This window comes from Actinoplanes sp. CA-051413 (assembly GCF_050955795.1).
Lineage (GTDB): Bacteria > Actinomycetota > Actinomycetes > Mycobacteriales > Micromonosporaceae > Actinoplanes.
Genome location: NZ_CP192100.1, coordinates 3,575,182 through 3,593,295, shown reverse-complemented (window position 1 = coordinate 3,593,295; position 18,114 = coordinate 3,575,182). Strand labels below are relative to the sequence as shown.

12 protein-coding genes are annotated in these 18,114 nt (G+C 73.3%); 4 read left to right on the top strand and 8 right to left on the bottom strand.

Annotation, left to right across the window (positions count from 1 at the left end; all coding sequences use genetic code 11):
• Positions 1 to 78: 78 nt before the first annotated feature.
• Together ACQP2Y_RS16730 and ACQP2Y_RS16725 are read left to right on the top strand one after the other, a co-directional pair.
• Positions 79 to 3,990: a Pls/PosA family non-ribosomal peptide synthetase gene (locus ACQP2Y_RS16730; protein WP_433729160.1), complete on the top strand. Its 3,912-nt coding sequence runs from the start codon at positions 79 to 81 to the stop codon at positions 3,988 to 3,990.
• The gene (locus tag ACQP2Y_RS16725) at positions 3,936 to 5,324 is read left to right on the top strand and encodes a M1 family metallopeptidase (protein WP_433729158.1); all 1,389 of its coding nucleotides are present in this window, start codon (positions 3,936 to 3,938) and stop codon (positions 5,322 to 5,324) included. Before ACQP2Y_RS16730 ends, ACQP2Y_RS16725 begins: the two co-directional genes overlap by 55 nt.
• 36 nt (positions 5,325 to 5,360) lie before the next feature.
• On the opposite strand, the gene ACQP2Y_RS16720 is transcribed toward ACQP2Y_RS16725, so the two are convergent.
• From ACQP2Y_RS16720 to ACQP2Y_RS16695, 6 genes are all read right to left on the bottom strand, one after another.
• Positions 5,361 to 6,854, bottom strand: coding sequence for an arabinofuranosidase catalytic domain-containing protein (locus ACQP2Y_RS16720; protein WP_433729156.1), 1,494 nt, complete (start codon positions 6,852 to 6,854; stop codon positions 5,361 to 5,363).
• A 139-nt stretch (positions 6,855 to 6,993) separates the two neighbouring features.
• Positions 6,994 to 7,950, bottom strand: coding sequence for a glycosyltransferase family 2 protein (locus tag ACQP2Y_RS16715; RefSeq protein WP_433729154.1), 957 nt, complete (start codon positions 7,948 to 7,950; stop codon positions 6,994 to 6,996).
• Entirely contained in the window at positions 7,947 to 9,689 is a 1,743-nt protein-coding gene (locus ACQP2Y_RS16710; RefSeq protein WP_433729152.1) for an alpha/beta hydrolase, read from the bottom strand. The genes ACQP2Y_RS16715 and ACQP2Y_RS16710 overlap by 4 nt, the downstream gene beginning before the upstream one ends.
• Positions 9,690 to 9,909: 220 nt before the next feature.
• Complete coding sequence (locus tag ACQP2Y_RS16705) at positions 9,910 to 10,209, bottom strand: hypothetical protein (protein WP_433729150.1); 300 nt, start codon at positions 10,207 to 10,209, stop codon at positions 9,910 to 9,912.
• Between the two features lie 43 nt (positions 10,210 to 10,252).
• A complete protein-coding gene (gene fahA / locus ACQP2Y_RS16700) occupies positions 10,253 to 11,464 on the bottom strand; it encodes a fumarylacetoacetase (RefSeq protein ID WP_433729148.1) in 1,212 nt (403 codons plus the stop codon).
• Entirely contained in the window at positions 11,461 to 12,294 is an 834-nt protein-coding gene (locus tag ACQP2Y_RS16695) for a hypothetical protein (RefSeq protein WP_433729146.1), read from the bottom strand. The genes fahA and ACQP2Y_RS16695 overlap by 4 nt, the downstream gene beginning before the upstream one ends.
• Positions 12,295 to 12,654: 360 nt before the next feature.
• On the opposite strand from ACQP2Y_RS16695, the gene paaI reads away from it, so the two are divergent.
• Both paaI and ACQP2Y_RS16685 read left to right on the top strand, forming a co-directional pair.
• Entirely contained in the window at positions 12,655 to 13,077 is a 423-nt protein-coding gene (gene paaI, locus ACQP2Y_RS16690; protein WP_433729144.1) for a hydroxyphenylacetyl-CoA thioesterase PaaI, read from the top strand.
• Positions 13,078 to 13,083: 6 nt separating this feature from the next.
• Positions 13,084 to 15,600 (top strand): BTAD domain-containing putative transcriptional regulator, encoded by a 2,517-nt coding sequence (locus tag ACQP2Y_RS16685; protein ID WP_433729142.1) that lies wholly within the window; start codon positions 13,084 to 13,086, stop codon positions 15,598 to 15,600.
• Here ACQP2Y_RS16685 and ACQP2Y_RS16680 read toward each other — a convergent pair.
• Positions 15,581 to 16,804, bottom strand: a complete 1,224-nt coding sequence (locus ACQP2Y_RS16680) for an ATP-grasp domain-containing protein (RefSeq protein ID WP_433729140.1) — start codon at positions 16,802 to 16,804, stop codon at positions 15,581 to 15,583. The genes ACQP2Y_RS16685 and ACQP2Y_RS16680 overlap by 20 nt on opposite strands.
• On the bottom strand, positions 16,804 to 18,060 hold the full coding sequence (locus tag ACQP2Y_RS16675) for an ATP-grasp domain-containing protein (protein ID WP_433729138.1): 1,257 nt from the start codon (positions 18,058 to 18,060) through the stop codon (positions 16,804 to 16,806). The genes ACQP2Y_RS16680 and ACQP2Y_RS16675 overlap by 1 nt, the downstream gene beginning before the upstream one ends.
• Positions 18,061 to 18,114: the final 54 nt, after the last annotated feature.

Genomic DNA, 18,114 nt, shown 5'->3' with positions numbered 1-18,114 from the left:
TGAGGGCTGCCCAGGGCGGGTCCGTATGCCGCACGCCTGGTTGACGCCGACCCTCGAGGTGAAGATGGTGCACGCCCGGTGACCGTGACGACCGAACCGCAGCTGGTCACGCTCGCTCCGATCGTCGCACCGGTGCCCCCGGCGGTGTTCCGTTCCCCGTCGGCGCCGGCCACCCGCACCCTGGTCGACATCTTCGACGACACCGTGCGCGCGCACCCGGGCGCCCGCGCGCTCGACAACGGCACCACCGCGCTGACGTACCGCGAGCTGGCCGATGAGGTCGAGGCCGTCCGGGTGACGCTGAACGGGCACGGGATCGGCGCCGGTGACCGGGTCGGCGTACGGATCTCGTCCGGCACGGCCGAGCTGTACCTGGCGATCCTCGGCGTGCTCGCGGCCGGTGCCGCCTACGTGCCGGTCGACGCCGACGATCCCGAGGAACGCGCCGAGCTCGTCTTCGGCGAGGCGGGTGTCTGCGCGGTGCTCGGTGACGGGCTGAGCGTCTCGCTGCGCCGTACCCCCGAGGGCCGCTCCGCCCGGCCCGGACCGGACGACGACGCCTGGATCATCTTCACCTCGGGCTCGACCGGCACCCCGAAGGGGGTCGCGGTCAGCCACGGCGCCGCGGCGGCCTTCGTCGACGCGGAGGCGCGGTTGTTCCTCGCCGGCGAGGTCAGCGAGGCGATCGGCCCGCAGGACCGGGTGCTGGCCGGGCTTTCCGTGGCGTTCGACGCGTCCTGCGAGGAGATGTGGCTGGCCTGGCGGCACGGCGCCTGCCTGGTGCCGGCCGAGCGGTCGCTGGTGCGCAGCGGCGTCGACCTCGGCCCGTGGCTCGCCGAGCAGCGCATCACCGTGGTGTCGACGGTGCCGACGCTCGCCGCGCTGTGGCCGGTCGAGGCGCTGGAGGAGGTACGGCTGCTGATCTTCGGCGGGGAGGCCTGCCCGCCCGAGCTCGCGCAGCGCCTGGCCGTCGAGGGCCGCGAGGTCTGGAACACCTACGGGCCGACCGAGGCGACCGTGGTGGCCTGCGCCGCGCGGATGACCGGCGACGGACCGGTGCGCATCGGGCTGCCGCTGGCCGGCTGGGAGCTCGCGGTGGTCGACAGCGCCGGCGACCCGGTGGCGATGGGTGAGACCGGCGAGCTGGTGATCGGCGGGGTGGGTCTGGCCCGCTACCTGGACGCCGCCAAGGACGCCGAGAAGTTCGCGTCCCTGCCGTCGCTGGGCTGGGAGCGGGCGTACCGCAGCGGGGACATCGTCCGGGCCGAGCCCGAGGGGCTGCTGTTCGTCGGCCGGGGCGACGAGCAGGTCAAGCTGGGCGGGCGCCGGATCGAGCTGGGCGAGGTCGACGCCGCGCTGCAGGCGCTGCCCGGGGTCGCCGGGGCGGCCGCGGCGGTGCAGCGGACCGCTGCGGGCAATCAACTGCTGGTCGGGTACGTGGTGCCGGCCGACGGTGCCGACTTCGACGCTGCCGCCGCGGCGCTGCGCATCCGTGAGCAGCTACCGGCCGCGCTCGTGCCGCTGCTGGCCGTGGTGGACGCGTTGCCGACCCGTACGTCCGGCAAGGTGGACCGGGCCGCGCTGCCCTGGCCGCTGGCCGTCGCCGAGGACGCGGCCGGTGAGCTGACCGCGACCGAGGAGTGGCTCGCCGGCGGCTGGGCCGAGATCCTCGGCGTGCGTCCCACCGAGGCGGACGCCGACTTCTTCAACCACGGCGGCGGCAGCCTGAACGCGGCGCAGCTGGTGGCGTGGATCCGCCGGCGGCACCCGCGGGTCTCGGTGGCCGACATCTACCTGCACCCGCGGCTGTCACGGCTGGCCGCGGTGCTGGACGCGCTCGACACCACCGCGGCGACCCGCCGGGACGTCCGGCCGACACCGCGGCGCGCCGGGCTGGTCCAGGCCGTGCTGATGGTCCCGATGCTGGCGCTGGTCGGGCTGCGCTGGCTGACCGTGCTGGCCGCCCTCGGCAACGTCCTGGCGTTGCTGGCCCCGGCGTCCTGGACGCCGGTCGTGTCGTGGTGGTGGGTGGCGCTGGGCTGGGCGCTGCTGTTCAGCCCGCTCGGCCGGATCGCCGTGGCCGCCACGGGAGCCCGGCTGCTGCTGCGCGGCGTACGCCCCGGCAGCTACCCGCGCGGTGGCCGCGTGCACCTGCGGCTGTGGGCCGCCGAACGGCTCGCGGAGCTGTCCGGCGCCACCAGCGTGGCCGGAGCCTCCTGGATGATCACCTACGCCCGGGCGCTCGGCGCGCAGCTCGGTCCCGATGTCGACCTGCACTCCGCGCCGCCGGTCACCGGCCTGCTGAAGCTCGGCCGGGGCGCGGCGATCGAGCCGGAGGTCGACCTGTCAGGCCACTGGATCGACGGCGACGTCGTCCATATCGGCAAGGTGCGCGTCGGCGCGGGCGCCCGGGTCGGATCCCGCAGCACGCTGATGCCCGGCGCCCGGATCGGCAAGGGCGCACGGATCGCCGCGGGCTCGACCGTGGCCGGTGCCGTACCGGCGAACCAGCGCTGGGCCGGCTCGCCGGCTGCACCCGCTGCCAAGGACCCGGCCGCCTGGCCGGCCCATCGTCCGCCGCGCTCGCGAGTGGCGTCCCGTTTCTGGACTGCCGCGTACGGCATCACCGCGCAGTTGCTGGGACTGGTGCCCGTGGTGGCCGCCCTGCCGGGGCTCGTCCTGCTCGGCTGGACGGTGACCGTGCGCCCGGCCGTCGGCACAGTGCTGGCCGCCGTCGCGGTGGGCACGGTGGCCTACGTCGTGGGCTATGCGCTGCTGGTGCTCGTCGCCGTCCGGGCGCTGAGCATCGGCCTGCGCGCCGGATACCACCCCGTGCAGGGCCGGGTGGCGTGGCAGGTGTGGACGACCGAGCGGCTGATGGGGATGGCCCGGGTAGGGCTGTTCCCGCTCTACGCCAGCCTGTTCACGCCGGTGTGGCTGCGGCTGCTGGGCGCGAAGGTCGGGCGCGGCGTGGAGGCCTCCACCGTGCTCGCGCTGCCGGCGATGACCACGGTGGCCGACGGGGCCTTCCTGGCCGACGACACCATGGTGGCCACGTACGAGCTGAGCCACGGGTGGCTGCGGGTCGCTCCGGCCCGGATCGGCAAGCAGGCGTTCCTCGGCAACTCCGGGATGGCCGCACCCGGCCGTTCGGTGCCCAAGCGGGGACTCGTCGGCGTGCTGTCGTCGGCCCCGCGCAAGGCGAAGAAGGGCACGTCGTGGCTGGGTGCACCGCCGATGCCGTTGCGCCGTACCGTCGAGGCGGCCGACACCAGCCGCACCTTCGACCCGCCGGCCCGGCTCAAGCTGGCCCGGGCCGCGATCGAGTTGTGCCGCATCATCCCGGTGATGTGCGCCGCCGTCCTGGCCGTCGGCGTCCTGGCCGCGCTTGCGTTCGTCTGGCAGGTCTACGGGCTGTGGGTCGCCGCGCTCGCCGCCGGACCGGTGCTGCTGGGTGCGGCGATCGTCGCCGCCGCGACCGCGACGGCCGCGAAGTGGCTGCTGGTCGGGCGGTTCCGGGTCGCCGAGCGCGCGCTGTGGACCTCCTTCGTGTGGCGCAACGAGCTCGCCGACACGTTCGTCGAGGTCCTCGCGGCGCCGTGGCTGGTCCGCTTCGCGACCGGCACGCCGCTGCTCACCGCCTGGCTGCGCACGCTCGGGGCGAAGATCGGCCGCGGCGTCTGGCTGGAGACCTACTGGCTGCCCGAGTACGACCTGGTCACCCTGGGTGACGGCGCCACGGTGAACCGCGGCTGTGTCGTGCAGACCCACCTGTTCCATGATCGGGTGATGAGCATGGACGAGGTGACACTGGGCGCGGGAGCCGCCCTGGGCCCGCACGGCATCGTGCTGCCCGGCGCGAGCATCGGCGCCCGCACCACCATCGGCCCCGGCTCGCTGGTGACCCGCGGCGACGCCGTGCCGGACGACAGCCGGTGGCGGGGCAACCCGATCGCGACCTGGCCGGCCCCGGCCGCCCGCCGGCCGTGACCCCGGCGCCGGGGTCCCGTGGTGCCACGCCCGGCGCCGACCACTCCAGCGACTCGTACCTGCCCGGGCACGGCAACGGCGGCTACCGGGTCCTGCACTACGACCTCGACCTCGACTACCGGGTCGTGTCCAACCGGCTCGCCGGCCGGGCGGTCGTCACCGCGATCGCCGAGCAGCCGTTGTCGCGGTTCACCCTCGACCTGGGCCGCCTCCAGGTGCAGGACGTCCGGGTCGACGGCCGCCGGGTGAAGTACACCCACCGGCCGGACAAGCTGCAGATCAGACCCGAGCGCCCGATCGGCGCCTGGGACACCTTCCGGGTCGAGATCCGGTACGCGGGCAAGCCGGTGCCGATCTCCGGCCGCTGGGGTGACCTCGGGTGGGACGAGCTCACCGACGGGGTGCTGGTGGCGAGCCAGCCGAACGGCTCCCCGTCCTGGTTCCCGTGCGACGACCAGCCCGGGGCCAAGGCCACCTTCCGGGTGGCGGTCACGGCCCCCTCGCCGTACACGGTGCTGGTGACCGGCGATCCCGTGTCCCGGCGGCGCGGCGCGGGCAGCACCACGTGGGTGTACGAGCGGTCCGAGCCGACCTCGCCGTACCTGATGAGCGTCCAGATCGGCCGCTACGAGCTGATCGAGCTGGCCGCCGGCGACGTGGTGCAGCGCGCCGCGATCCCGGCCGCGCTGCGCGCCAACGCCGCCCACGACCTCGGCCGGCACGGTCAGATCATGGCGGCGATGCAGCGGCTGTTCGGGCCGTACCCGTTCCGCGAGTACGTCGTCGTGGTCGCCGACGACGACCTCGACGACCCGGTCGAGGCGCAGGGCATGGCGATCTTCGGCCGCAACCACCTGGACGGGCGGCGCACGCACGAACGGCTCGTCGCGCACGAGCTGGCCCACCAGTGGTTCGGCAACAGCCTCACGGTGGCCGACTGGCGCCACATCTGGCTCAACGAGGGCTTCGCCACGTACGCGGAATGGCTGTGGGCCGGCGTCGCCGGCGACCTGCCGGCCGAGGCCCTGGCCGCGCAGTGGTACGAGCGGATCGCGGCCCGCCCCCGGGACGTCATCGTGGCCGACCCGGGCATCGACCGGATGTTCGACCCGCTGGTCTACAAGCGCGGGGCCCTCACGGTGCACGCCCTGCGCAAACGGATCGGCGAGGAGCCGTTCTTCACGATGCTGCGCGCCTGGGTCGCCGAGCACCGGCACGCGACGGTGACGACCGAGCAGTTCCGGGCGCACGCGCAGCGCTTCGCCCGCGAGCCGCTGGACGGCCTGTTCGCCGCGTGGCTCGACAGCCGGGCGCTGCCGCCGTTCCCTCGCTGAGCTGAGCGAAGGGCGCCACCGCCCGGCCGGCCTTGCCTAGGGTGCGATGGACCAGAGCTGGCACGTGTTGTTCAGCCACATCCAGAGGTCGACCCTGGTGCCGTTGGCCGTACCGCAGTTGACGTCGTCGAGCACCATGCCGCTGTTCTCGACCACGAGTTCGTAGCGGCCGTTGCCCGCCGGGATGACCGCCCATTGCTGGCACAGGTTGCCGAGCGGCTGCCACAGGTTGACGGCGGTGCCGAGCGCCTGGCCGCAGTTGACCGCGTCGAGCACCTTGCCGGCGTTGACGTTGGTGATCGTCCACTTGTTGGCGCCGACGTTGGCGAAGCGCCACTGCTGGCACGTGTTGCCCAGTGACTGCCACTGGTCGACCGCCGTGCCGTTGGCCGTGCCGCAGTTCACCGCGTCGAGGACCTTGCCGCTGGCCAGGTTGGTGAGGCGGTAGGTGCCGCCGTTAGCGGGGAAGCTGACGTTCTTGCCGTAGCCGACGGAGACGATGTTCGCCTGCACGGCGTTCTCGGTGGCGTCGCTCGGATAACCGCTGGTCATGACGCCCTCGAAGAAGGATCCGACGGAGCCGTTGCTGTTGTCCCCGCCGATACCGAGGATGATCGCGCCCTGCTTGGTCATCGGCCGGTAGCCCGCCTGACTCGGCAGCGCTCCGTCGTACCGGGTCGCCAGGCCGCCGGACTGCGCGTTGCCGTCCTTGATGGCGTACGTGGACGTGCCGTTGTTCTTGAGCACCGCGGTCACGAACGGGGTGCCGCGTCCGGTGTTCGCCGTCCAGGAGCCGTTGCCCCCGGCGAACAGCCCGTTCTCCAGGTCCGCGGCCACTCGTGGTCCACCCGCGCACGGCGAGAACCAGCACAGCGTGCCGAAGTAGATCGCGTCCATGTCACCGTTGCCGGTGTCCAGGTTGTTGGTCTCGGCGTTGCCGTAGTCGAAGCAGCACCGGTCGTTGAAATGGGTGCCCTCGGTGACCATGTACATGCCCTCGGGCTGGCTGCCGGTCGCGACACCGTTCGTCGCGTTGTTGCGGTAGCCGTTGCCGGCGGAGATGTAGACGCCGTAGACCTTGTGCCCGCCCGCCGTGACGGGCAGGGCCGCGGCGTTCGCGCCCTGGTCAGCGGTCGGATTGGCGCCGCCGCCGGGAGCGATCGTCAGGTCGTTGTGCCGCGTCGTCTGGTCGTAGATGCGCACGATCGTGCAGTAGGTGCCCGAGCAGAAGGAGTCCTGCGTGGACGCGTTCGCGTAGCCGCCGGCGCTGAGCACGCCGACATTGGTGGTGGCGCCGTCCGACCAGCGGCGCACCTGGTACAGCGCGCCGTTGTAGGAACCGAACAACGCGCGGGTGGTGCTGTGCGCGGCGACGCACGGCGCGCCGCCCCCGGCGTAGATGTCGCAGGGCAGGGTGCCCGCCGCCCGGGCGGGTCCGGGCAGGCCGAACAGTGTCGCGGCGACGAGCGCCGCGGCCGCCCCGGCGGTGCGGATCTTGAGCATGGAGGCGCGCGGTGACCAGGAACGCATGATGTGCCTTTCGCGTGGCTGCGGCCGCAGCGCGTACCGGACGCTGCGAGGACACGACATCGTTGTTAACGGTCACATAGATGTATCCCCATGTTTCGGGATTGTCAATCAGCCGGCCCCGGGGACGGTGCGTCCGCCGTCAGCTGCGGTTGTCGCCGAAGTCGGTGTGCATGAGCTCGGCCAGGGTTTCCAGGCCGCCGCCCACTCCGGCGGCGGCCACCGCCGCCACGACGGTGACGGCCTGCAACGCGTGGCGGGCTCCCCGGCCGTTGCCGGCCGCGACGAGACCACGGACGACCGCACGCGGCAGGATCCGGCGGACGTAGTCGCGTTCGACGCCCAGTTTCTGGACGCGGGGCAGCAGCCGCGCCATCTGCACCTTGCCCCGGCCCTCGGCGTAGCAGCGGCGCATCAGGAACCGGAACGTGGAGCGTTCGGTGGGCACCTCGTGGTCGATCAGCGCGCCCGGCACGTACATCCAGTGCCCGCCGCCCGCGGCGCTCATCCGCAGGCACAGCTCGGTGTCCTCGGGCCGGTTGCGGTCGCCCAGTTTGCCGAAGCCGGTCCGGAAGCCGCCGACGGCGGTGAAGGCGTCGCGCCGGACCATCATGCTGGCCGACCAGACGTTGCGGATCGGCGCGGTGGCCGTCGGCATGCCGGTGTAGGAGACGCCGACCGTCCACAGCAGCTCGTCGGGCATCCACCGGGGCCGTTCGCCGGACCAGGCCGGGAGGATGCCGCCGCCGGCGCCGACCACGGCCGGGTCGGCGAACGGCGCCATGAGCCGGCCGAGCCAGTCCGGCGAGGCCACCGTGTCGTCGTCGAGGAACGCGATCAAGGGCGTGCCGGTGTGGAACGCGCCGGTGTTGCGGGTGCCGGACGCGCCCCGGGCGTAGACGTTCTCCAGCACGGTGATGCCGGGCAGTTCGCGCCGGATGCGGCGGAACAGGGCCGGGTTGTGGTCGACCACGACGACCACCTCGGCCGGAGTGTGCCGCTGGGTGCGCGCGGATCGCACCGTACGGACCAGGGACTGCCAGCGCCGCTCGGTGTGGGTCGGGATGACGACGCTGACGTCGCGGTGGTCAGGGCTCACGGTCGGTACTCCAAAGGCAGCGCGGACGAAGCGGCGTAGGGACCGGCGACCGGCGGAAGCTGCTTCGCTTCGGCCTGGGCCGTGGCACCGGCCATGGACACCCGGCGCTTGAACGGCTGCATCGGCGAGTGGCAGACGGTGCCGGCCGCGGGCAGGGTCCCGCCGAGCAGGTAGCGGTCCACGGCCCGGGTCGCACAGGTCGAGGTGCCGTACGCGGTGTGACCCCAGTTGTCGCTGGACAGCAGGCGGCTGCCCGGCAGCAGCTTGGTGGCCGACTCGGCCTGCCGGTAACTCGTCGCCGGGTCCCAGTAGTTGCCGACGAACAGCACCGGCGCGCTGGTGGTCCGGTTGAACGGTCCCCGGTAGGCATCCTCGTCCCGCACGGTCCACGTGTTGCCGGCGCAGGGGACGGTGCCCCAGCCCCAGGCGCGGCCGAAGTACGGGGCACGGGCGTCCTCAGCCGCGGTCAGTGCGGGCCACATGCTCGTGTCGCGGGGGTGGTCGGCGTCGGTGCAGATGACACCACTGAACGCGTCCAGCGTGTTGTCGTACGGGAAATCGCGGGCCGGTGTCCGTACCCGGGAGAGGTGTGCACGCAGCTCGGCCCGCGCCACGGACCGCTTTTTCGCGCTCTTGCCCGCGGGTGCGGCGAGCAGGGTCTCGACCGCGGCGGCAACAGAGGTGACGAAGTCGCCGGCCTCGGCGGAGTACAGGCCGGACAGCGTGAGGCCGATGAAGTCGGCGTAGGTCAGCCGTACCGCCTTGCCGTTCTCGTCGCGGCCGAGCAGCAGCGGCTTGGCGCGCAGAGACCGCGCAACGGCGGCGAAGTGCCGCTCCGGGTTACCAGCCGCGAACACGCAGCGCTTCTTCCCGGCATGGTCACACCGGGTGAGCAGGGTGCGCAGCGCCCGGTAGGCGGCGTCGGCCGAGCGCAGCCGGTTGTCCTGCAGGGAGCCCTGCGCCGGCACACCGGCCCAGGACTTCGGGTTGACCACTCCGTCGAGGGCCAGCGCGCGGACCCGGCCGGGGAACATGTTCGCGTAGTACTGACCGAGCAGGGTCCCGTAGCTGAAGCCGAGGTAGGTCAGCTTCGGGTCACCGACCGCGCGGCGCAGCACGTCCATGTCACGCGCGACCTCGGCGGTGGACATGGCTCCGGCGAGCGCGGCGCCGGTGGTGGAGCAGGCCTGCCCGACCGCGCGGGCCGCCTTGGTGTAGCTCGCCTCCTCAGCGGCGCCGTACGGGAAGAACTTGTTCAGCGGCGCCTGGGTCAGCACCTGCTCGCGGGTCGAGGGGAAGCACTTGAGGTTGTCGCTGGCACCGATGCCGCGCGGGTCGAAGCCGACCACGTCGAAACGGTCCAGGACGCTGTCGCTGAGAAAGGCGGGGGCCAGCGCGGCCATGTCGGTGCCGGAACCGCCCGGTCCGCCGGGGTTGACGAACAGGCTGCCGATCCGCTGAGCCTGCTTGCGCGCCTTCACGCGGAGCAGGGCGATCTGCACGGTCGCGCCGTCCGGCTCGTCGTAGTCGAGCGGCAGCCGGACGGTGGCGCACTGAGCGCTTCCGTAGCAGGTGTACCACTGCAGCACCGGGGTCGGCACGCGGTCGACGCGGTCGGCCTCGGGCCCGCTGGTCACGTCTGCGGTGGCGGCCTGAGCGGGTCCGGCCGGCGCGACGGCGACGCCGGCGAGCAGTGCGGCGGCGAGTCCGGCGCCGAGCAGGCGAGCGGTGAACGACATGCGGAGGGCCTCCTGAAGGGCGAGCGAGCCGCCGGCACAGCGCGTGATCGCCGTCGGGACAGCACGGTTCTCGGCACGCTGATTTCAGGGTTAATTACCGCATCTTGCCCGGCCGGTCACCAGTGGCCGACTACACGGAGTAGTTGCCGGAACGATGACGCAGCGTCGATCATCAGCTGGCCGCCGTCCCCTGTTCGGATGACCTCGAGGGATCAGCGGGTCACCGCAGGGGAAGGTCGACCCGCCGGCCCATACCGAACTGCGGAGCGTCGGTGTCGGTCACCATGGCGAAGGCGCCGGCGGGCACGCCGTCCCGCTTCGCCACCCGGGAGGCCGCGGCCAGCAGCTTCTGCTCGCTCCCGCCGGCGATGAAGAAGATGTAGACGTCGCCGAACTCCTCGCCGTCGTCGTACTCCTCGATGCCGAGCTCGTCCTCGAGGTCGATCATGAAGTCACCGACGTCGTCGATCCATTCACCGTCAGCGGTCATCGGAATGTGGATCTCCACCAGTACAGCCATGCCGAAGATGATCCGGCATAGCTGTCAGGGCCCGGGCAGGGGCCTACTGCGGCGGATCCGTGGCGGGCAGGATGCGGCCGCGGACCTGGCCGAGCCCGATGACGGCACCGTCCGGGCCGGGCGCGCTCGCGCTGATCACGATCTCGTCGCCGTCCTCGAGGAAGGTGCGGGTGGTGCCGTCCGGGAGCCGCAGCGGCTCGGCGCCTCCCCAGGAGAGCTCGATGAGTGAGCCCCGCTGGTCCGGGCGCTCGCCGCTGATGGTGCCGGAGGCGTAGAGGTCGCCGGTGCGCAGCGATGCCCCGTTGGCGGTCAGGTGGGCCAGCATCTGCGCGCCGGTCCAGTACATGCCGTCGGAGCTCGGGCGGGAGACGACGTGGCCGTTGAGCCGGACCTCGAGCCGGACGTCCAGCCCCCACGGCGGCGTCCGGGAGTCGTCGAGGTACGGCAGCAGCGGCACGGTCCGCGTCGGCGGTGCCACCCGGGCGGAGGCGAGGGCGGCCAGCGGTACGACCCACGGTGAGATCGAGGTGGCGAAGGACTTGCCCAGGAAGGGGCCCAGCGGCACGTACTCCCAGGCCTGGATGTCGCGGGCGGACCAGTCGTTGACGAGGCAGATCCCGAAGACGTGGTCGGCGAAGGCGGTCTGCGGCACGGGCCGGCCCAGGGACGACGGGGTGCCGACGACGAAGCCCAGCTCGGCCTCGATGTCGAGGCGCCGGGACGGCCCGAAGGTGATCTCACCATCGGTGCCGCGGCGCTGGCCGCAGGGGCGGACGACGTCGGTGCCCGAGGCGACCACGGTGCCGGCGCGGCCGTGGTAGCCGATCGGCAGATGCTTCCAGTTGGGCGTCAGCGGGTCCTGGCCGGGCCGGAACATCCGGCCGAGGTTGGTCGCGTGCTGCTCCGAGGCGTAGAAGTCGACGTAGTCGGCCACCGTGAACGGCAGATGCATGACGGCGTCCCGCGCCGGCACGAGATGCGGGCTGAAACGCTCGGTGAAGGCGGACTCGGCGACCCAGCCGGTCACCAGGGCACGCACTTGGGACCAGGCGTCAGGTCCGGCGGCCAGCAGGGTGTCCAGGGACGGGCCCGCCACGACGGGGGCCAGCTCCGGGGCGAACTGCTGCACGGCGGCGGCCAGGTCCAGGATCAGGTCGTCGATCGCCACGCCCACCCGGGCCCGGCTGTCCGGCGCCGTGCTGAACACCCCGTAGGGCAGGGTCGCGACGCCGAACGGGGTGGAGACGGTGCTCAACGCGGGTCCTCCGGGAGAAGTCCGTGGCGCAGCAGGCCGTCGACCGGCTCGGTGACGCTGCACGTGCCGAAACTGGTGAAGTGCTGCCGGATCTGCCCGGCCAGGGAGTCGTCGAGGCCGGCGATCGCGGTGGCCACGCGTACGCCGTCCTGGTCGGCCAGCGCGGCGGCGACGTCGGCTCCCTGCAGGGCACGGCCGGTGGCGAGCAGCACGTTGAGGTAGCCGTGGTGTTCGAAGCCGGTGGCGGGATCGCGGTGCCGGACCGGGTCGTGCAGGCCCGCGGTGAGTTTGTAGGCGACGCCGCCGCGTACAGCCGCGTCCAGGACCGCGGACAGCTGCCGCTCGTCGGGGAAGGCGGTCGCGACCACCCCACCGGTACGGATCTTGAGTCGCAGACCGGCCGCGGCGAGGGTGGCCACCGTCGCGGCGGTGACGTCGGCCCACGGCAGTTCGACGTAGGTGCGCACCGCCGGGGGCACGTGCCGCTCGACCGCGTTCACCAGCTCGGCGAGCCCGGCTGCGGACGCGGGCACCTCCAGCGCCACCAGGTCCACCCGGGGTTCCGCCTGCGCCTGGGCGACCGCGGCGGGAACGTCCGCGGCCCCACCGGGCAGGGTGAGCGAGACGGGCAGCGGCGATCCGGCGGGCAGTGCCGTCGTGAGCTCCGGCCAGCGGGGCAGGGAGCAGATGAACGGGCCGAGCAGCGGTGCCAGCGGCGACGTGCGGCGCTCCCGGTGCGCCCGTACGGCGTCCGGAAGGGGCTGGTTGCCGGGCGGGAAGATGGCCGCGTCGTCGAGCAAGCCGAGGAACAGCCGGGGCGGTGCGGTCACACTTACCTCCGTCGGGGTCGCTGCGCCGGTCCAGCTTTGGCCACCGGCCTGTGGTGCACAACGCGTCCAGCGGAGAGCAGGCAATCTGTACAGATCTGCCGCCGCTGGCCGGGTACCGCTGGGCAACCTGTACAGGCCGCCGGATCCCGCCTATATCCGGATGTTAGGTGCGAACAATCACGAGTCAGTGATTTCGACTAATGCGTCATAGCCTGGCCGACGACGCCAAAGGTAGCTGACAAAGGCTCTCGAACCAGACAGTGGTGACCGTCCATGGATGATCACGTCCCGTCAGAAGCTGTACCCGCACAGTTAGATTCGCTCTCGATCTCACCGGCACGAGCGGGGGCGCTTTTCACCATGGACACGATCCGGATCGCCACAGCCATGTACCACCGGGACCTCACCTGTCAGCACCTCGGCATCCAGCTCGACGATCTCGGGCCCGGCCGCGCACTGATGCGGATGCGGGTCACCGCCACGATGACCAACGGGCACGGGACCGTCCACGGCGGATACCTGTTCCTGCTGGCCGACGCGGCGTTCGCGTACGCCAGCAACACCCACGGGCCGGCCGCGGTGGCCCAGCACGCGCAGGTCACGTTCCTGCGCCCGGCCGAGGTGCACGACGAGCTGCTCGCCGAGGCGGTCGAACGGGTGCGCGCCGGCCGCAACGGCGTGTACGACGTGACCGTGCGGCGCCCGACCGGCGAGGCCGTCGCCGAGTTCCGCGGGCACAGCGTGATGCTGAGCGGGCGGCCGTCCATCGCCCCGGGGCAGTGACCGGCGATGACGCTGGAGCTGGCACTGCTCGGGCCGGTCGAGGCCCGTACGGACGGGGCCCGGGTCCCGCTCGCCCCGCTGGAACGCAGCGTTCTCACCCTGCTGGCGCTGGCCGAGGGCACGGTGCTGTCCACCGAGCGGCTCATCGACAGCCTCTGGGCGGTCAAGCCTCCGGCGGTACCCCGGGCGCGCGTCCAGGGACTGATCTCGTCGCTGCGGCGCAAGATCGGCAGTGCGCTGGTGACCCGCGACCCGGGGTACTTCCTGGCGCTGCCCGCCGCCGCGTGCGACCTGCAGCGGTGTGAGGAGCTGGCCCGGCAGGCAGCCCGGGCGCGGCCGGCCGACGCGGCGGAGAAGCTGCGCCAGGCGCTCGCGCTGTGGCACGGCGAGCCGCTGGGCGGGGTGGCCGCACCGGGGGTCGAGGCCGACCGGGCCCGGCTGGCCGAGCTGCGGGTCTCACTCCTGGAGGCCTGCTTCGAGGCGGAGCTGACTCTGGGCCGGCACGCGGAACTGGTCCGCGAGATGGTCGCGGCGGTGACCGCCAACCCGTTGCGGGAACGGCTCACCGGGCAGTTGATGACCGCGCTGTACCGCTCGAACCGGGGCGCGGAGGCGCTGCTGGCGTACCAGAATCTGCGCGAGCGGCTCGCCGACGAGCTGGGCAGCGACCCGTGCGCGGACCTGCGGGAGCTGCACGCGGCGATCCTGCGCGGCGAGGATCCGGTCCCTCGGCGCCCGGCCGTGGCGGGCGTGGTGCCGGTGGAGCCGAAGCCGCGGCCGGCGCAGATGCCGGCCGGCGTGGGGCACTTCGCGGGCCGGGACGCCGACCTGACCGCGCTGACCGCCGCGCTGCCGGAGCCGGGCGCCGACCCCCGGGTCGTGCTCATCTCCGGTGCCGGGGGCCTGGGCAAGACCGCGCTGGCGGTGCGCTGGGCGCACACGGTCGCGGACCGGTTCCCGGACGGGCAGATCTTCGTGGACCTGCACGGGTCGGCCAAGGATGCGGCCCTGTCCCCCGGCGCGGCTGTGGGCGCGGCGCTGCTGGCGATCGGCGTACCCGCGGACCGCCTACCGGCCGGTGTCGAGGAGCGGGCCGCCCTGTTCCGGACCCGGCTGTACCACCAGCGGGTGCTGCTGGTCGCCGACGACGCCGGCTGCGTGGGTGAGCTGCTGCCGCTGGTCCCGCCCACCTCGGGCAGCCTGCTGGTGGCGACCAGCCGCAGCCGGCTCACCGCGCTCACGGCGCACCACGAGGTGCGTACGGTCGCCCTGCGCCCGCTGTCCGGCGAGCTTTCCCGCGACCTGCTGTGCGCGATCGTCGGCCCGGGCCGGCTGGCCGGGCCGGGCGGCGCCGAGGTGGTGGAGCTGTGCGGTGGCTGGCCGCTGACGTTGCGCCAGGCCGGGGCCATGCTGGCCGCCCGGTCCACCCAGTCGCTCGGCTCCTTCGCCGGCGAGCTGCGCGAGCGGGCCGACACCCTGTCGGTGGCCGACGACCCGCGGACCGTCCGGGCCGCGCTGGTGCAGGCCCGCACCGGTCTGGACCCGGCCGCCGGGCGGCTGTTCGACCAGCTCGGCGCGCTCCCGGTGGGCTCGGTCAGCCTGGAGCTGGCCGCCGCGGTGGCCGGGATCTCGGTGACCCGGACCCGGCGGCTGCTGGACGAGGTGATCTCGGCCAACCTGATGGTGGAGACCGGCCCGGACCGGTACGGCTGGTACGACATGGTCCGCCGGTACGCCCGCCGCTGCGGCGCCGCCCTCAGCGACCGCGACGTGGCCGAGGAACGGGCGATCCGCTGGTACCTGTCCACGTTCGAGCGGCTCGCGGCCCAGCCGGCACCGGATCCCGAGCTCGTCGGCGCCGAGGAGGGCGACCTGCCGGCGGTGGCCCGCTGGGTGGCGCAGCGCGGCGATCCGCAGCTCACCTGGGACTTCGTCAGCAAGGCGTACGCGGTCACCCCGGCTGTGGGGGTCGAGGCGTGCGAGGCGGCGCTGGCCGCCGCGGCGGACCTCGGCGACAGTCGCACGCTGGGAGCCGCGCACACCCAGCTCGGCGCGGCGCTGCTGGCCGAACCGGCCCGGGCCGACGAGGCGGGCCGGCATCTGGAACGGGCCATCCAGCTGCTCGGCGTGGACCAGGGCGAGCACGTCCGGATCGCCACGTTCGCCCTGGGCAGCCTGCTGGCCCGGCAGGGCCGGCCGGCCGAGGCGGGCTCGCTGCTGGAGCGGACCCTCGACCTGCTCGATCCGGGGACCGAGCCACTGGCCTCCACGATCGCCCTGTTCGCCCACGCCGACCTGCTGGTGCGCACCGGCTCGGCCGGCCGCGGCCAGGAACGCTTCGCCCAGGCGCTGATCATGTGCGAGGCGGCCACCGGGAGCCGGTTCAGCCGCGCCCGGCTGGTGCTGAACGCCCAGGTGGGCGCCCGGTTCCTGGCCTACCTGGACGATTCGCTACGGGCCCCGCGGGTAACCGGCCCGGACCGGCGGCTGGCCGCCCGGCTGTTCACAGGGGTACGGCGCTGACCCGGAAGTCCCGGGCCGTCACGGCGATCGCGGCCGCCACCTCGTCCGAGGTCCGCCCGCGGAACCGGAACCGGCCGCCGACGTGCTCGTAGTACGCGTCGGCGGCCGGCAGGATCTCCCCCGGCCGCAGCACCGCCTCGGCGTACGGGCCGGGCTCGCGGTCCAGCATCGACCCGGCCCCGGTGATCCGGCACGGACGCTGTGCCGGGGCGGGCGCCAGCAGCCAGCCGGCCACCTCACCGCCCGGCTGGGCGAGCGCGGCCGGCCAGTCCCGGGGCAGGCGGCCCAGCGCCAGCCGGAACGCCGCCTCCATCAGGTCGTAGCCGTGCACCTCGCGCCACAGGAAGGGGATCTCCGCGCCACCCGCCCGGGCGCCGACCTCCAGGAACGCGCACTCGCCGGTGGCGCGGTCGACGAACAACTCCAGGTGGAACACGACGGGCCGGTCGGACAGGGCGGCCAGGGCCCGCACCGCGTACGCGCCGACGGCCCGCACCAGGCCGGGATCGTCCTCCTCCACCGAGCCGAGCGGGGTGCCGCCGCGGAAGCCGAGACAGGTGTTCAGGTACCGCGACACCCGGTACGGGCCGAGCGTCACGCCGTCGAAGTAGCCGTCCACGTGGTGGATCGGGCGCGGGTCGAACGACTGGGCCATCAGCCGGGGCCGGCCGGTGAAGTCCACCTCACGCAGGTCACCGGGCCCGTCCACGCGTACGACACCGGCGCTGGAGCTGCCCGTGCGCGGCTTGACGATCACCGGCCAGCCGTACCGGTCACCGAAGGCGCGGACGGTCGCCGCCTCCCGTACGGTCGTGAAGGCCGGCACCGCCAGGCCCGCCCCGGCCACCTGCCCGCTCATCGTCACCTTGTCCCGGTAGGGGCGCAGCTCCCCCGGTGTCCACCCGGCGCAGCCCCACTCCTGCCGCAGCTGCGCGGCGACCAGCAGGTCGTCCTCCTTGAGCGCGACGATCGCGGCCGGCGGCCCGAACTCGTGGGCCAGCTGCTTGACCCGTTCCGTCACGGCGGGCAGGTCGTCGGTCGCGTCGACCAGCAGCACGGCGGCCGCTTCCGGGGGCACCGCCGAGGCCCCGACCTCGGTGGCGACGTAGGTGACGGTGTGCGTGCGGTGGTCGAGGTAGCGGGCGTACTCGGCGTAGCGGGCCCGCCAGCGGTGGATGACCACGATGTGCGGCCGGGCCGGCATCAGTTGTCCTCGGCCAGCTCGTAGAACGCCGGGCCGTCCAGGTAGCGGAAGGTGCCGAAGTCGCGGTCGACGACCTCCTCGATCGGATGCATCAGGTTGACGATCAACGGGGTGCTCAGGTCGTCGACGGTGCGCCGCAGTCTGCCTCCCGGGGCCACCACCGGGCGGATGTCGTAGAGGCTCTCCAGGCCCTCGATCACCCCGATCATCGGGTACGCCTTGAGCCGCGCCTCCACCGTGGACACCGCCCAGGCGCTGACCACGTGCTTCCTGATCTCGTAGTCCGTGCCGACCCGGTCGGCGAAGCGCTGCGGGCGCACGTACGCGTCGACGATCCACTCCAGCTGGCCCTCGCCCAGCGCGGGCTGGCAGAAGCCGGGCAGGTCCAGGCCGGCCATCCGGGCGCCGACCTCGACCAGGCACGGCCCCGACGGGGTCAGCTTGATCTCCAGGTGCGCGGCGCCGTAGCGGATGCCGAGCGCCTCCAGGACCGCGAACGCGTACGGCACCAGCGCCTGCTGGACCGCGCCGTGCCGGGGCAGCAGCCGGACCCCGCAGGTCAGGTCGACGATGCCGTTGGCGGTGAGCTTGTCGTACTTCCAGATGTCGGTGACCTGGTGTGCGCCGTCGCAGCTGACCGTGTCCACCACGTACTCACCGCCGGCCAGGTACTCCTGGGCGACGACGGCCTCATTGCGGCGGGAGAAGATGTTCTCGCTGCCCAGGATCTTGCGGTACGCGGCGACCGACTCCCGGGGCGTGGCGCAGAAGTGCACCCCGTCGCCGGCCGCACTGCGGATCGGTTTCACCACGATCCGGCCGCCCCGGGCCTCGTGCCAGGCGGCCAGCTGCTCCGCGCTCTCCACGAGCAGCTGCCCGGTGGCCCGCAGACCGGCGGCCCGCAACGTCTCGATCTGCACGTACTTGTCGCGGCGGGCGACGCTCAGCGCGGTGCCGTTGCCGGGCAGGCCGAGCTCGGCGGCGAGCAGGTCGGCGAACTCCACGCCGATCTCGCCGCCGGCCACCACGGCCACGGGGTCGTGCCCGCGGATCGCCGCGAGCGTGGCATCCAGGTCACCGGTGTGCACGATGTTCGCCGCGTACGGGGACAGGTCGAACGCGCCCTGGTACACCAGCGGCGGTTCCGGCGTGCTCTGCACCCGGACCACCTGGTAGCCGGCCTGGTGGAACACCGGCGCGAGGCGCCGGGTCGGGGCGTACGCATCGACCATCACGACGGTTCGGGAAACGCTCATCGCCCCACCGTGGCCGGGGGCGCTGCAGATTCGCTACAGATCCGCTGCGCAGCG